A 13,519-nucleotide genomic window follows, 5' to 3' on the forward strand; every position below is an offset into this window, starting at 1 on the left:
CGGAATGCAGAATGCGTTCATGATGATGAAAAGAATGACGGCAGGCGCGACAGCTGTCCTGGCTCTCGTGGCGGGACAGGCGTCGGCGCAGGGATTCCCTGTCAAGCCGGTGCGGATCGTCGCCCCTTATGTGCCCGGCGGAACGGTGGATGCCCTGTCGCGCGCGCTTGCCGCGCAGTTGTCCGAGGAGTTCGGCCAGCAGGTGGTGGTCGAGAACCGGGCGGGGGCGTCCGGCAACATCGGCGCGGAATATGTCGCCGGCGCCGAGCCCGATGGCCACGTGCTGCTTCTGACGGCCAGCACGGTCATCGTCAATCCGCTCGTGATGAAAGAGAAGCAGCGCTTCGACCTGCACAAGGACTTCACGCCCATCGGCATGGTGGCCAGCACGCCGCTGGTCTTCGTCGTTTCGCCGCAGAGCGGCATCGAGACCGTGGGCGATTTCATCAAGCAGGCCAAGGCGCATCCGGACAAGATCAACTTCGGTGTGGGCGGCTTCGGCTCCGGCGGCCACCTGGCCATGGAAACCTTCAACGTCCGCGCCGGCACGTCGATCCCCATGGTGATCTACAAGGGATCCGCTCCCGCGCTGACCGACATCGTGGGCGGCCAGCTCAGCGCGATCATGGATCCCGTGTTGACCACCTTGCCCTTCGTCAGCACCGGCCGCCTGAAGGCCATCGCCGTGACGGGCGAGCGCCGCAGCGCGCTGCTGCCTTCGGTGCCCACCCTGAGCGAGGCAGGGGTGCCGAACATGGACTTCGTTTCGTGGTACGGCATGTGGGGGCCCGCCGGCATACCGGAGGCCGTGTCCCGGCGCGTCCAGGCCGGCCTGACCAAGGTGCTGGGGTCGCCGCAGTTCAAGGCCTGGCTGGACAAGCAGGGGATGGTGGCCGGCACGGTCACGGGCAAGCAGTTCGGCGACTACGTCCGGCAGGAAAGCAAGAAGTACGCGCAGGCCGTCGCGGACGCGAAGATCGAACCCAAGTGAACGGGACGGAGGAAGCAAGGGTGGCCGGACGCAAGAAGACCTTCCACGGCGTGTCCGTCGGGATCCTGATGGTCAAGACCGGGTTTTGCCGCCTGCCGGGCGATGTCGGCCACGCGGGCACCTGGGACTTTCCCGTGCAGTACCGCGTCGTCGAGGGCGCGACGCCGGACAAGATGATGGCGCTCGAGTCGTCGGGGCTGCTGGACGAGTTCAAGGCCGCGGCGCTGGACCTGGTCGCCGGCGGGGTGGACGGCATCGCCACGACCTGCGGTTTCCTGGCCTTGTACCAGCGGGAACTGACTGCCGCCTGCGGCGTGCCGGTAGCCTCCAGCAGCCTGCTGCAGGTGCCGCTGGCGCAGCGCCTGATCGCGCCGGACAAGCGGGTGGGGATCCTGACCTTCAGCCGCGAGAGCCTGCATGCCTCGCATCTGGAGGCGGTGGGCGTGGCGGCCGACACGCCGGTGGAGGGCATGCCGGCCGACTCGGTGTTCGTCACGTCCATCAAGTCGGGCGATACCGTGCCGCGCTTCGAGGCGATGCGCGCCGAAGTGCTCCAGGCGGCGGAGCGCCTGCTGGGCAGCCATCCGGACGTGGGCGCCATCGTGTCCGAGTGCGCCAACATGACGCCGTTCAGCGCCGACATCGCCGAACGCTTCGGCATCCCGGTGTTCGACGGCGTGTCGATGATCAACTGGTTCCAGGCGGGGCTGCGGCCGCGCCGCTACCCCTCGGTCTAGCCGGTGCGTGTCAGCCGTGCTGCAGCGCGGCCGACACGTTTTCGCAGGCCCGGTACAGGTGCTGCGCCAGCGACGAACCCGTGTCCAGGCAGTCGTCCAGGTCCAGGCCGGAGACGACGATGGCGCCGAGCGCCGCCGGGCCCCGTCCATGGAAGGGGCAGGCGAGCGAGGCCAGTCCGCGCTTGTAGTGGCCGACGGTGGCGCAGAACCCTCCCGCCTGGCGGATTTTCCGCAGCGCGGGGCGGACCTTGTCGTAACGGGCCTGGCCCAGCGTGGCCAGGCACAGATCATCGGGATACGTGGACAGGATGGACTTGCCGCTGGCGCAGTCGTCGATGGGGAACTGGTTGCCGATGTCGATGATGACGTTCATCGGCGTGCGCGGCGTCCAGATGCGTTCGACGATGATGATCCGGTCGCGCGCCGGCACCGAGATCGACACCAGCGCCGAACGTCCGTGCAGGACTTTTTCCTGCAGTTCGACCGCGTAGGGCAGCGCCGCGCGCCGCACGTTGAGCCGGCTGGCATGCGCCGTGGCGAACAGCAGGCACTCGGGGCCCAGCGCATAGACGCCGTCGTCGGCCGTGACCATGTCCCAGTGCACGAGCGTCTTGAGCAGGCGATGGACGGTGGTTCGTTCTATGCCCGTGCGGCGGGACAGGTCCAGCGCCGTGGCGCCTTGCGGCGTGCTGGCCAGTTCGCGCAGCACGATGAAGGCACGGTCTACGGATTGCACGCGGCCGGTGCCTTCGGCGTCCGGCGGGCGGTGTTCTGGCGTCGTCTGCAAGGCTAGGGCCTGTTCACGCTAAAGGAGGTTCAGTCTTGGCGGGCGGCGATCGCGTCCTGGATCTTCCGGGTCAACACTTTACCGTAATGGGAGCGCGGCAGGGCGTCCATGAACACCAGGCGCTTGGGGCGCTTGTGCGCGGACAGGCGCTCCCGGCAGAAGGCCGCCAGCTCGTCGCCGCCCGGATGGGTGCCGGGCCGCGCGACGACGGCCGCGGCGACGATCTCGCCCCATTCGGGGTCGGCGATGCCGACGACGGCGGCTTCGAGGATGGACGGATGGCTGCACAGCACCTGTTCCACCTCGGCCGGCTGCACCGATTTGCCGCCCGTGCGAATGATGGCCTTGGCCCGTCCCTGTATGCGCAGCCGCCCCTGGCCATCGAGGCAGCCCAGGTCGCCGGTATGGAACCATCCGTCGTCCAGGACGGCCGCCGTCAGCCCGGGCTGGTTCCAATAGTCTCGCATGACGTGGGCGCCGCGTATCAGCACTTCGCCGACCGTTCCCGGTGGCAAGGGGGCCTGGCCGTCGCCGATGGCGATGTCGGCGCGGTCGGTGGTGGGGCCGACCAGGCCGAGCGTGCCGGCCGGATCGGCCAGCAGTTCGGAGGCGGCGGGCGGAGGCCGGTAGCAGGTCCACGGCGCTTCGGTCAGGCCGTAGATGACGGAGAAGACGGGGCCGAAAGCGGCCACCGCCTGTTCGAACAGTTCCGGCGGCATGGCGGCGGCGCCGATTTCGATGCACGACAGCGAGTCGAGACCGGCGCGCTCGCCGGACAATACCCGGAGGATGCGGACCAGGTGCGTCGGAACCAGCGAGGTGCAGGTCGGCCGGTAGCGTGCCACCAGGTCGAGAAAACGCCGGGGCTCGAAGTGTGCGCCGAGGATGAGCGTGCCGCCCTGCAGCAGATGGGCCAGCAGCGAAATCGCCGCGATCGGCCAGAGCGGCCGCACGTTCAGCATCCGGTCGCCCGTCCACGGCGCGCGTGCCGCGATGATGTTGTGGAGCGCCGCGCAATAGCTGCCGTGTGTGTGCACCACGGCCTTGGGCAGGCCCGTGGTGCCGCCCGTGTAGTTCAGCGCCGCGACCCAGTCCGGCTCGCAGCAGACGGGTGGGGGCGCATCGGGCGGGACGGACCCGGCGGCGTCGGCCAGGCTGTCGAGCGGACGAGCCTCGACCCCGCAGGCGGCCAGATCCGGCCGCAATGCTTGCACGCGATCCGCATGGGAAGGGCAGTACAGCAGCACTTTTGCGCCGGCGTCGCGCAACTGCGCGAGCTGTTCGGCCGGATCCAGAGCGGGATCCAGCGAGACCCTGACGCGGCCCGCGCTCATGACGCCATAGTCCGCGAACAGGAAGTCGGGCGTGGCGTCTCCCAGCAGCGCGATACGGTCGCCCGGCCGGGTGTCGCAGGCCGCGAGCAGCCGGCGCGAGAAGGCGAACACTTCGTCCACCAGCTCCGGAAAGCCATAGCGCCGGCCGCTGTCCGCATCGATCAGGGCACAGCGGTCGGGCCAGGCCCGGCGGGCTTGTTCGAGAAGCGCAGGAAGGGTCATAGCGGCGGATGGGAGAGGGTATGTTCATAATAAACACAAGTTGTGCTCTATACAAACTATTCCTAGAATCCCGTCTGAACCTGCCTCGACGCGCGCGGCATGGAAAGGAGCATCGATGAGCATCGAATTCGAAGCCGCCGGCGACGGCGTATTCGTCGTCACCCTGAATCGTCCCGAACGTTTGAATGCCCTGGATGCCGCGCACAAGGCGCGGCTGGGCGACATCTGGCGCGAGGCCGAGGCGCGCGACGACGTGCGCGCGATCATGCTGCGCGGCGCGGGGCCGAAGGCATTCTCGGCGGGGTCGGACTTCAAGGAAATGAAAGCCACCGGACGGACGGTGGACACCGACACCCTGGCCAACGCCATTCCCTCGGTGGGCGTGGAGCTGACCAAGCCGGTCGTGGCGGCGCTGCACGGCTATGTGATCGGCTTCGGACTGACGCTGGCCATCCATTGCGACATGCGCGTGGCCGCGCCGGACGCGCGCCTGGCCTTTCCCGAGGTCGAGCACGGCATGCTGTCCGGCATCAGCGACATCACCTTGCCGGGCCTCGTGGGCGAGGCCGCCGCGCTGGAGATCATGCTGACGGGGCGGCCCTATACGGCCGATGAAGCGCGCGAGATCCGGCTGGTCAACCGGATCGCGCCGGACCCCCATGCCGAGGCGCTGGAACTGGCGCGCGCGCTGGCGGGCAATTCGCTCAGCGCCACCAGGCTGACCAAGAAGCTGGTGCTGGCCGAGCGGCGCGCGGCCATTGCTCGCCATCTGCAACTCGTTGCCCAGGCGCGGGTGGATATCGCGCAGTCCGGCCGCCATGCATCGGTGGTGGACGGCGGCGGCGCGCAGCCGCGAGCCAGGATGGATTGACGGTGACGGAGAAAACGAAAGCACCTGCCTGGTTCGAGCACGCGCTGGCCCAGCGCCCCGAATCGCGTTTCGTCCTGGCGGACGGCGCGCGGCTGCACTACCTGGGATGGGGACTGGAACACGCCTCGCGGCCGGGACTGCTGTTCGTCCACGGTTACCGGGCGCATGCGCACTATTGGGATTTCATCGCGCCTTGCTTCGCCGACCGCTATCGCGTGGCCGCCATCGACCTTGCCGGCATGGGCGACAGCGAGCGCCGCCCGGCGTACAGCGCGGCAAGCTTTGCCGCGGATATCGCCGCGGTCATCCACGATGCCGGGCTGGGGCCGGCGGCCGTGGTCGGGCACAGCTTCGGCGGTGCCCGCGCGTTGCGGGCCGCGGCGGATTTCCCGGACCGCATCCGGCACGTGGTGGCGATCGACAGCATCTGCCGGTTCGCCGACAGTCCGCCCAGTTCGGCGGCACCGCCCCGGCGGCCGCGTCTCGATCCCTATCCGGATTTCGCCAGCGCCAGGGCGCGCTATCGGCTCACGCCGGAGCAGCCGTGCGACAACGATTTCCTGCTGGATCACGTGGCGCGCTTCTCGCTGCGCCCGCAAGGGCAGGGCTGGATCTGGAAATTCGATCCCGGCTTGCCGCCTGGTCCGCACGAGCCCGACATGGAGGGCCTGCTGCGCGGACTGGAGATTCCCGTGGACTACGTGCGCGGCGAGTTCAGCACCGTGATCCGCCCACAGGACGCGGAACGCATCGTGGCCTGCCTGCGGCATGGGCGTGGGCCCGTCGTGATACCGCAGGCCTATCACTATCTGATGCTGGACCAGCCGCTGGCGCTGGTGGCGGCGCTGCGGGCGCTGCTGGCGCGGCCGTGAAGCGCGCCCCGCGCGTTGCACGCGGGGCGCGGATGCCGCTTACTCGACAGCCTTGACCATGTCCTCGACGACCTTCTTCGCGTCGCCGAACACCATCATGGTCTTGTCCAGGTAGAACAGCTCGTTGTCCAGGCCCGCGTAGCCCGCCGCCATCGACCGCTTGTTCACGATGATGGTGCGCGCCTTGTAGGCCTCGAGGATGGGCATGCCCGCGATGGGGGACTTGGGATCGTTCTTCGCGGCGGGGTTCACCACGTCGTTCGCGCCCAGCACCAGCACCACGTCGACCTGGCCGAACTCGGAGTTGATGTCCTCCATTTCGAACACCTGGTCATAGGGCACCTCGGCTTCGGCCAGCAGCACGTTCATGTGCCCGGGCATGCGGCCGGCCACCGGGTGGATCGCGTACTTCACGTTCACGCCCTTCTCGGTCAGCTTGGTGGTGAGTTCCTTCAGCGCATGCTGCGCGCGCGCCACGGCCAGGCCGTAGCCGGGCACGATCACCACGGTTTCGGCGTTGGTCAGCATGAACGACGCGTCGTCGGGGCTGCCCGACTTGACGCTGCGCTGCTGCTGCTCGCCCGCCGCGGCGGCCGCCGAGGCGTCGCCGCCGAAGCCGCCCAGGATCACGTTGAAGAACGACCGGTTCATCGCCTTGCACATGATGTAGGACAGGATCGCGCCCGACGAGCCCACCAGCGAACCGGCGATGATCAGCATGGGGTTGTTGAGCGAGAAGCCGATGCCCGCCGCGGCCCAGCCGGAATAGCTGTTCAGCATCGATACCACGACGGGCATGTCGGCGCCGCCGATGGGGATGATGATGAGCACGCCCAGCACGAAGGCAATGGCCGTCATGATGACGAACGGGGTCCATTCCTGGGTGACCGCGAACCAGATGCCGCATCCGACCATCACGAGGGCCAGCAGCAGGTTCAGCATGTGCTGGCCGGCGAACACCACCGGCGCGCCGCGGAACACGCGCAGCTTGTAGCGCCCCGACAGCTTGCCGAAGGCGATGACCGACCCCGAGAAGGTGATCGCGCCCACGAAGGTGCCGATGAACAGCTCGATGCGGTTGCCGGTGGGGATGGGAATGCCCGGATCGGCGATGCCGAAGGCGTGCGGCTCGGCCACCGCCGCGATGGCGATGAACACCGCGGCCAGGCCGATCATGCTGTGCATGAAGGCGACCAGCTCGGGCATCTTGGTCATTTCCACGCGCTTGGCCATGATGGTGCCGGCGGTGCCGCCGACCAGCAGGCCCAGCACGACCCAGCCCAGGCCGGCCAGGGGCTCGGCGGCGAGCTTGCCGATCAGGGCGGCGGTGGTCAGCACGGCGATGGTCATGCCGACCATCCCGAAGGTATTGCCCATGCGCGAGGTCGTGGGGTGCGACAGGCCCTTGAGCGCCTGGATGAAGCACACCGAGGCGACCAGGTAGAGCAGGGTGACGACGTTGAGCGATAGCATCAGCGGGCCTCCTGCTTGGCGGCGTCGGCCGGGGCGGCCTTGGGCTTCTTGCGGAACATCTCGAGCATGCGCCGCGTGACCAGGAAGCCGCCGAACACGTTGACCGCGGCCAGCGCGACGGCCAGCACGCCCATGGTCTTGCCCAGTCCGGTGTCGGTCAGCGCCGCGGCCAGCATGGCGCCGACGATGATGATGGCGGAGATGGCGTTGGTGACGGCCATCAGCGGCGTGTGCAGGGCGGGCGTGACGTTCCAGACGACGTGGTAGCCCACGTAGATGGCCAGCACGAAGATGATGAGGTTGATGATGGTGTGGTCGATGAGTTCCATTACTTGTTCCTCAGCACGCGGTTGGCATCGCACACCATGCAGGCGGCGACGATCTCGTCTTCGCGCTGGATGGCGGGGGCGCCGTCCTTGGCGACCACCAGCTTCAGGAAGTCCAGCAGGTTGCGGGCGTACAGGGCGGACGCGTCGGTCGCCACCTGCGCGGCGAGGTTGGTGTAGCCGACGATCTTCACGCCATGCGCATCGACCACCTGGTCGGGCCGGGACAGCGGGCAGTTGCCGCCGCGTTCCACGGCCAGGTCGACGATGACCGAGCCCGGCTTCATGCCGGCCACGGTTTCCTCGCTGACCAGCACGGGCGCGGGGCGGCCCGGGATCAGCGCGGTCGTGATGACGATGTCGGCCTGCTTGCAGCGTTCGGCCACCAGCGCCGCCTGGCGCGCCATCCATGCCGGCGGCATGGGGCGAGCGTAGCCGCCCACGCCCTGGGCGATCTCGCGTTCCTCGTCGGTCTCGTAGGGCACGTCGATGAACTTGGCGCCCAGCGATTCGATCTGCTCCTTGGCCGCGGGGCGCACGTCGGAGGCCTCGACCACCGCGCCCAGCCGCTTGGCGGTGGCGATGGCCTGCAATCCCGCCACGCCCGCGCCCAGCACGACGACGCGCGCGGCCTTGACGGTGCCGGCGGCGGTCATCAGCATGGGCATGAAGCGGCCGTAGTGATCGGCCGCGACGATGACCGCCTTGTAGCCCGCGATGTTGGCCTGCGAGGACAGCACGTCCAGGCTTTGCGCGCGCGTGATGCGCGGCGCGGCCTCGAGCGAGAAGCCGGTCACGCCGGTGGCGGCCAGTTTTTCCAGGCCTTCCGCGTCGAAGGGGTTGAGCATGCCCAGCAGGATCTGGCCCGCACGCAGCAGCGCGAGTTCGGACTCCTGCGGGGCCTGGACCTTCAGCACCAGTTCTGCCTGGGCGTAGACCTGCGCGGCGTCGGGCACCAGCGTGGCGCCCGCGGCGGCATAGGCTTCGTCGGGGAAGCTGGCCTGTCGCCCGGCGCCGGCTTGCACCAGCACCTGGTTGCCGCCTGCCGACAGTTTTTTCACGGTTTCCGGCGTCGCGGCAACACGTGTCTCCCCCGGCCGGATTTCAGTCGGGACCCCAATCTTCATGAGATTCTCCTCGTTGCGTTGTGGCGGTAGAACGCAAGGGCGTTGCCGTCTTGCGCGGCCAATGGCGATTCCCCTCGCGTCCCCCGGAGCATCCTAGCATGCCCTGTCAAATCGGCCGCGCACGGCCAGGCCGGCGCGTCCGGCCTGGCGGTCATCCCCTGGTTGACGGGTTGTATGATAACCGGGCAATATGTGCGCCTGGTTTTTTTCACGCTTACGTCGTCGCATGTCATCTACTCCCTTGCGCAGCAGCAACCTGGCCGAACAGCTCAGCGAAGTGCTCGCCACGCAGATCGTGTCGGGCGAACGCGAGGCCGGCAGCCGCCTGCCCACCGAAGAACGCCTGGCCGCCGATTTCGGCGTCAGCCGCACCGTGGTGCGCGAGGCCATCGCGCGCCTGAAGTCCGACGGCCTGGTCACCACCCGCCAGGGGCTGGGGGCCTTCGTCGCGGCCACGCCCGCGGGCCGGCCGTTCCGCATCGGCGGCGACCGGCAGGAGGCGAACGCCGTCGTGCAGCAGGTGTTCGAACTGCGCATAGGCGTGGAGACCGAGGCCGCGGCGCTGGCCGCCGCCCGCGCCACCGCGGCGCAGATCAAGGACATCCGCCAGGCGCTCAAGGTCCTGAACCAGGCCAGCCAGCGCGGTGGCGACGGCGTCGAGGAAGACATCCTGTTCCACCGGGCCATCGCGCGCGCCGCCAACAATCCGGTCTACGACGATTTCTTCGAGTTCCTGGAGCGCCACACGCGCAACCAGCTTTCCATCAGCCGCCGCAATTGCGAGCTGGCCGGCTGGCTGACCGATATCACGATGGAGCACGAGGCCATCTACGAGGCCATCGCCGCGCACGACCCCACCGCCGCCCGCCAGGCCGCCCATGCGCACATGAGCAACGCGATGGCCCGCCTGCAACGCATCCAATCTCATTGACCCAAGGAAGAGAGACATGTCCGCACCTCCCCGCCTGCAAGGCCTGCTTGCCCCGGTCGTCACGCCGTTCCAGCCCGACATGCTGCCCGATGCCGGCCGCTTCGCCCGCCACTGCCAGTGGCTGCTCGACAGCGGCTGCGCCGGCCTGGCCATCTTCGGCACCAACAGCGAGGCCAACTCGCTGTCGGCCGCCGAGAAGATCGAATTGATGGGCAAGCTCGTCGCCGACGGCATCCCCGGCGCCAAGCTGATGCCCGGCACCGGTGCGTGCTCGGTGCCCGAGGCCTCGCAACTGACCGCCGCCGCCGTCAAGCACGGCGCGGCCGGGGTCCTGATGCTGCCGCCGTTCTTCTACAAGGGCGTGCCCGACGAGGGCCTGTTCCGCTACTACAGCCAGGTCATCGAGAACGTCGGCGACTCGGCGCTGCGCGTCTACCTGTATCACATCCCGCCCGTGTCGCAGGTACCCATTTCGCTGCCGCTGATCGAGCGCCTGATCAAGGCCTACCCCGACACCGTCGTGGGCCTGAAGGATTCGTCCGGCGACTGGAATTACTCCAAGTCCGTCATCGACGCCTTCGCCTCGACCGGCTTCGACGTCTTCCCCGCCAGCGAAACGCTGCTGCTGCGCGGCCTGCGCGCGGGCGGCAAGGGCTGCATCACCGCCACCGGCAACATCAACCCGGGCCCCATCAGCCAGCTCTACGCCAACTGGCAGGGTCCCGACGCCGAGGCCCTGCAGCAGAAAGTCACCCAGACCCGCGAGCTGGTGCAGAAGTATTCGATGATCCCCGCGCTCAAGGCGGTCATCTCGTACTTCATGCAGGATCCGGCCTGGCGCGCCGTGCGTCCGCCGCTGGTCGAGATGCCCGGCCAGCAGGAAGCCGAGCTGATCGGCAAGCTGGAAGAACTGGGCTTCGACATGCCCGGAATCCGATAGGCGCTTCCAGATCCCGGGCGCGGCGGGGAAGGCGTCAGTTCGCAACGATCCCCGCGCCGCGCACGAAGGGGGTGAAGACCTTCAGGTCGTGCTCCACCGTCGCGGTCAGGCGGCCCGGCTTTCCTCCCACGACCTGTTGCAGTCCGTTGTCCTCCAGGCGCCCGCGCACCTCGGGCATGTGCAGGACGGCGTCGATCTCGGCATTCAGGCGGTTGACGATATCCGGCGCGGTGGCCGAGGGGGCAAAGATCCCGGTCCAACTGCGGACCGAATAGGACGAATAGCCCTGCCGGGCGACGGGCACGACGGAGGCATCGGTGGGGTGGGGGGTGTCGTCCAGCAAGGCGACGGGCAGCAGGGCGCCGGCCTTGAAATGGGGGGCCAGGTCCTGATAACCCGCGATGATGAACTGGATGTGCCCGCCTATCGTGTCCGCCAGCGCGGGCGCGGTCCCGCGATGGGGCACGAACGTCATGTCGACCTTCAGCTCATGCTTGAGCATTTCCCCCGCGACGTGCATGGTTGAACCGGCTCCCGAGCCGGTATAGGTCGTATTGGCGTGGGTCGTGGCGAACTGCTTGAGCTGTGCCAGGGAGCGTACCTGGGTGGACGGATGCGCGGCCAGCACCAGCCAGCTCGTCGTGGGCTGGATCACGGGAACGAAATCGCGCCGGACGTCGTAGGGCACGACTCCCTTTTGCAGGACGAGCGGAGCCAGGCTGAACGTGCTCGGTGTCAGCAGCAGGGTATGGCCGTCGGCGGGAGCGCGGAAAACATGTGCCGCTCCCATCGTTCCGCTTGCACCCTGGCGGTTCTCCACGACCACCGGGCGTCCGAGCCGGGGCGCCAGTTTTTCCGCGATGACCCGGGCAACCTGGTCGGGGCCGCCGCCGGCGGGGAAGGGCACGACCAGGGTGATGGGTTTCGTGGGAAAATCGGCCGCATGAAGCGGCGCCAGGCTCGCCAGGGCGAGCGCGACACAGGCGGAATGTCGCAGCGTTCGCAGTAAGGTTCTGCGCACGACGTCATGCTGTTTCTTCAACCACATCATTTTTCCTTTGGTAATGGATGGGAAGGCCGCCCTCCGCGGCACGGGTCCGTCGAAACAAGGATGGCTAAAATTCCTTTTATTGGGAATTTTGGCCATTGTGGCAGGGCTGCCATTTCCCTTCAAGCGGAATGAACATGACTAAGACAAGGCCACAGAAGCGAAGCGCGGGCCGGCCGGAGGCGGGATCGGGCGACAAGCAGGCCGAGATCATCGAGGCGACGCTGTCCATCCTGAGGACGACTCATCCGGACGCCGTGACGGTGATCGAGGTGGCGCGGCATGCCGGCGTGGATCCCGCGATGGTCCGCTATTACTTCAAGAACAAGGAAGGCCTGTTCGTGGCCGCCGCGAAGACGCTCATGGGCCGGCTGCTGGCGCGCGCCACCGAGATCGTCCAGGGAGAAGGCGAGATCGGCCCGAAGATCCAGGAGCGGCTCAAGGGCATGCTGACCATCCTGGTCGAGAATCCCTTCCTTCATACCTTGTTGAACCGGGTGTATTCCTCCGAGTCGGCGGAAGGCCGGCAGCTCATGGCGGACGTCAACGGGCGCAGCATGGTGCTGATGGGCGACCTGCTCCGGGCGCGGCCGGGCGATCCCGTTCGCGCCATCGACCCGCGCATCCTGCAATGCGCGCTCATCGGCCTGAGCGAGGTGCTGCTGAACGCCAGGCCGCTGATCGAATACATGTTTGGCGTGGAGGCCGACAGCCAGGACTTCGTCGATCGCTACGCCGCCGCCATGGCGGATCTGCTCCTGCGCGGACTGGCGCCTGGTTGACAGTCGATTCCTGGAACTCCTAAAATTCCTTCAATTAGGAATTAAAGGGTTCGTGATGTTCGTTCGCAATCAATGGTATGTGCTGTGCTCCAGCGCAGAGCTGGCATCGCGGCCGCTGGGAAGAGTCGTTTGCGGCATTCCCATGGTGGCGTTTCGAACGCAGAGCGGCCGGGTGGGCATCGTCCAGGACCTGTGTTCGCACCGGCGCGCGCCGTTGTCGATGGGGCGGGTGCAGGGGGAAAACCTCCGCTGCGTCTATCACGGCATGGAATTCGGCACCGACGGGCAGTGCCTGCACATTCCTTCCCAGTCGGTCATTCCGCGCATGGCCCACGTCCAGGCATTTCCGGCCATCGAACGCTATGGCTTCATCTGGGTATGGCCAGGCGACGCCGAGGCCGCCGAAGCCCTGCTGCCGCAATTGCCGTGGCGTGAAAGCAAGGCATGGAATAGCGGGTTGATCCAGTATTTTCCCGTCAAGGCCTCGTACCTTTACATGAACGACAACCTGCTGGATCTGTCGCACGTCGCGTTTCTCCATGAGTCGAGCATCGGTTTCGATCCCAGGCTGTTGTCCGAAGATCCTCTGGAAATCGAGGTGACCGACGATGGCGTGGTGAACCGGCGCTGTTTCAAGGATGTGGAGCAGGCACCGGCACACCGGGAGTGGTACCCGTTCCCGGGGCGGGTCGATCGGGTCCAGGTGGCGGAGTGGACGCCGCCCGGCCGGATATCCGTCCTGGTCCGCAACTCGGCCGAAGGCGTGGACGTAGATCTGCGCGCGGATCACTTGCTTACGCCGGAAACCGCGACGACGCATCACTACTACATCGCCCTGTCGCGGAATTTCCGAATCGAGGATGAGGCGCTGAGCGAGCGGCTCAATGCCGATGCGCTTCGAGTCCACCAGGAGGACGTCGATATCGCCGAGGCGCAGCAGCGGATGGCGCTGGCCATGCCGCATGCCCGCGACCTGCCTCTCCAGGCGGACCGGGGCATGCAGGCGGCGCACCGCATCATGAAGCGCCTGCTGGACGCCCCCGCCGTCTAGGGCCTGCCCGAAGGGCGCCCATCCAAA

General features: G+C 67.6%; 14 protein-coding genes. 8 read left to right on the forward strand and 6 right to left on the reverse strand.

The genetic code is table 11. From position 1 onward, the window contains the following. Positions 1-4 precede the first annotated feature (4 nt). Positions 5-991, forward strand: a complete 987-nt coding sequence (locus WKR98_RS11670; protein WP_124688248.1) for a Bug family tripartite tricarboxylate transporter substrate binding protein — start codon at positions 5-7, stop codon at positions 989-991. A gap of 20 nt (positions 992-1,011) precedes the next feature. Then, the gene (locus tag WKR98_RS11675) at positions 1,012-1,728 is read left to right on the forward strand and encodes an aspartate/glutamate racemase family protein (protein ID WP_124688249.1); all 717 of its coding nucleotides are present in this window, start codon (positions 1,012-1,014) and stop codon (positions 1,726-1,728) included. Between the two features lie 10 nt (positions 1,729-1,738). Here the strand turns inward: WKR98_RS11675 and WKR98_RS11680 are convergent, their stop codons facing one another. Further along, positions 1,739-2,464, reverse strand: coding sequence for an IclR family transcriptional regulator (locus WKR98_RS11680; RefSeq protein WP_341433154.1), 726 nt, complete (start codon positions 2,462-2,464; stop codon positions 1,739-1,741). An 80-nt stretch (positions 2,465-2,544) separates the two neighbouring features. Further along, on the reverse strand, positions 2,545-4,071 hold the full coding sequence (locus WKR98_RS11685; protein ID WP_341433155.1) for a class I adenylate-forming enzyme family protein: 1,527 nt from the start codon (positions 4,069-4,071) through the stop codon (positions 2,545-2,547). Positions 4,072-4,186: 115 nt separating this feature from the next. Here WKR98_RS11685 and WKR98_RS11690 point away from each other — a divergent pair, with 115 nt between their 5' ends. Next, positions 4,187-4,942: an enoyl-CoA hydratase/isomerase family protein gene (locus WKR98_RS11690; protein WP_341433157.1), complete on the forward strand. Its 756-nt coding sequence runs from the start codon at positions 4,187-4,189 to the stop codon at positions 4,940-4,942. 2 nt (positions 4,943-4,944) lie between these two features. After that, positions 4,945-5,814, forward strand: coding sequence for an alpha/beta fold hydrolase (locus WKR98_RS11695; RefSeq protein ID WP_341433159.1), 870 nt, complete (start codon positions 4,945-4,947; stop codon positions 5,812-5,814). 39 nt (positions 5,815-5,853) lie between these two features. Here the strand turns inward: WKR98_RS11695 and WKR98_RS11700 are convergent, their stop codons facing one another. Genes WKR98_RS11700 through WKR98_RS11710 form a run of 3 tightly spaced genes read right to left on the reverse strand, consistent with a single transcriptional unit; the run spans position 5,854 to position 8,740 of the window. Next, on the reverse strand, positions 5,854-7,287 hold the full coding sequence (locus WKR98_RS11700; RefSeq protein ID WP_341433161.1) for an NAD(P)(+) transhydrogenase (Re/Si-specific) subunit beta: 1,434 nt from the start codon (positions 7,285-7,287) through the stop codon (positions 5,854-5,856). Continuing rightward, positions 7,287-7,616, reverse strand: a complete 330-nt coding sequence (locus WKR98_RS11705; RefSeq protein WP_124688255.1) for an NAD(P) transhydrogenase subunit alpha — start codon at positions 7,614-7,616, stop codon at positions 7,287-7,289. Before WKR98_RS11705 ends, WKR98_RS11700 begins: the two co-directional genes overlap by 1 nt. Next, complete coding sequence (locus WKR98_RS11710; RefSeq protein ID WP_124688256.1) at positions 7,616-8,740, reverse strand: Re/Si-specific NAD(P)(+) transhydrogenase subunit alpha; 1,125 nt, start codon at positions 8,738-8,740, stop codon at positions 7,616-7,618. Before WKR98_RS11710 ends, WKR98_RS11705 begins: the two co-directional genes overlap by 1 nt. 226 nt (positions 8,741-8,966) lie before the next feature. Between WKR98_RS11710 and WKR98_RS11715 the strand changes: the two genes are divergently transcribed. Together WKR98_RS11715 and WKR98_RS11720 are read left to right on the forward strand one after the other, a co-directional pair. Further along, positions 8,967-9,671, forward strand: coding sequence for a FadR/GntR family transcriptional regulator (locus WKR98_RS11715; RefSeq protein WP_341433164.1), 705 nt, complete (start codon positions 8,967-8,969; stop codon positions 9,669-9,671). A gap of 16 nt (positions 9,672-9,687) precedes the next feature. Then, entirely contained in the window at positions 9,688-10,611 is a 924-nt protein-coding gene (locus WKR98_RS11720) for a dihydrodipicolinate synthase family protein (protein WP_124688258.1), read from the forward strand. 34 nt (positions 10,612-10,645) lie between these two features. Here the strand turns inward: WKR98_RS11720 and WKR98_RS11725 are convergent, their stop codons facing one another. Then, entirely contained in the window at positions 10,646-11,632 is a 987-nt protein-coding gene (locus tag WKR98_RS11725; RefSeq protein WP_341433167.1) for a Bug family tripartite tricarboxylate transporter substrate binding protein, read from the reverse strand. A gap of 164 nt (positions 11,633-11,796) precedes the next feature. Here WKR98_RS11725 and WKR98_RS11730 point away from each other — a divergent pair, with 164 nt between their 5' ends. Together WKR98_RS11730 and WKR98_RS11735 are read left to right on the forward strand one after the other, a co-directional pair. Further along, on the forward strand, positions 11,797-12,441 hold the full coding sequence (locus WKR98_RS11730) for a TetR/AcrR family transcriptional regulator (RefSeq protein WP_341433169.1): 645 nt from the start codon (positions 11,797-11,799) through the stop codon (positions 12,439-12,441). 55 nt (positions 12,442-12,496) lie between these two features. Next, positions 12,497-13,492 carry an aromatic ring-hydroxylating dioxygenase subunit alpha gene (locus WKR98_RS11735; protein ID WP_341433171.1) on the forward strand — a complete coding sequence of 332 codons (996 nt, stop codon included), beginning with the start codon at positions 12,497-12,499 and terminating at the stop codon, positions 13,490-13,492. Positions 13,493-13,519 lie beyond the last annotated feature (27 nt).

The sequence above is a fragment of the Pigmentiphaga sp. YJ18 genome, from assembly GCF_038066655.1.
Lineage (GTDB): Bacteria > Pseudomonadota > Gammaproteobacteria > Burkholderiales > Burkholderiaceae_B > Pigmentiphaga.

Excerpts from the sequence above, each read along its gene's own strand:
- WKR98_RS11670 (WP_124688248.1), top strand. The coding sequence starts at position 5 with ATGCAGAATGCGTTCATGATGATGAAAAGAATGACGGCAGGCGCGACA.
- WKR98_RS11700 (WP_341433161.1), bottom strand. The coding sequence starts at position 7,287 with ATGCTATCGCTCAACGTCGTCACCCTGCTCTACCTGGTCGCCTCGGTG.
- WKR98_RS11715 (WP_341433164.1), top strand. The coding sequence starts at position 8,967 with ATGTCATCTACTCCCTTGCGCAGCAGCAACCTGGCCGAACAGCTCAGC.
- WKR98_RS11720 (WP_124688258.1), top strand. The coding sequence starts at position 9,688 with ATGTCCGCACCTCCCCGCCTGCAAGGCCTGCTTGCCCCGGTCGTCACG.
- WKR98_RS11705 (WP_124688255.1), bottom strand. The coding sequence starts at position 7,616 with ATGGAACTCATCGACCACACCATCATCAACCTCATCATCTTCGTGCTG.
- WKR98_RS11690 (WP_341433157.1), top strand. The coding sequence starts at position 4,187 with ATGAGCATCGAATTCGAAGCCGCCGGCGACGGCGTATTCGTCGTCACC.
- WKR98_RS11735 (WP_341433171.1), top strand. The coding sequence starts at position 12,497 with ATGTTCGTTCGCAATCAATGGTATGTGCTGTGCTCCAGCGCAGAGCTG.
- WKR98_RS11685 (WP_341433155.1), bottom strand. The coding sequence starts at position 4,071 with ATGACCCTTCCTGCGCTTCTCGAACAAGCCCGCCGGGCCTGGCCCGAC.
- WKR98_RS11730 (WP_341433169.1), top strand. The coding sequence starts at position 11,797 with ATGACTAAGACAAGGCCACAGAAGCGAAGCGCGGGCCGGCCGGAGGCG.
- WKR98_RS11710 (WP_124688256.1), bottom strand. The coding sequence starts at position 8,740 with ATGAAGATTGGGGTCCCGACTGAAATCCGGCCGGGGGAGACACGTGTT.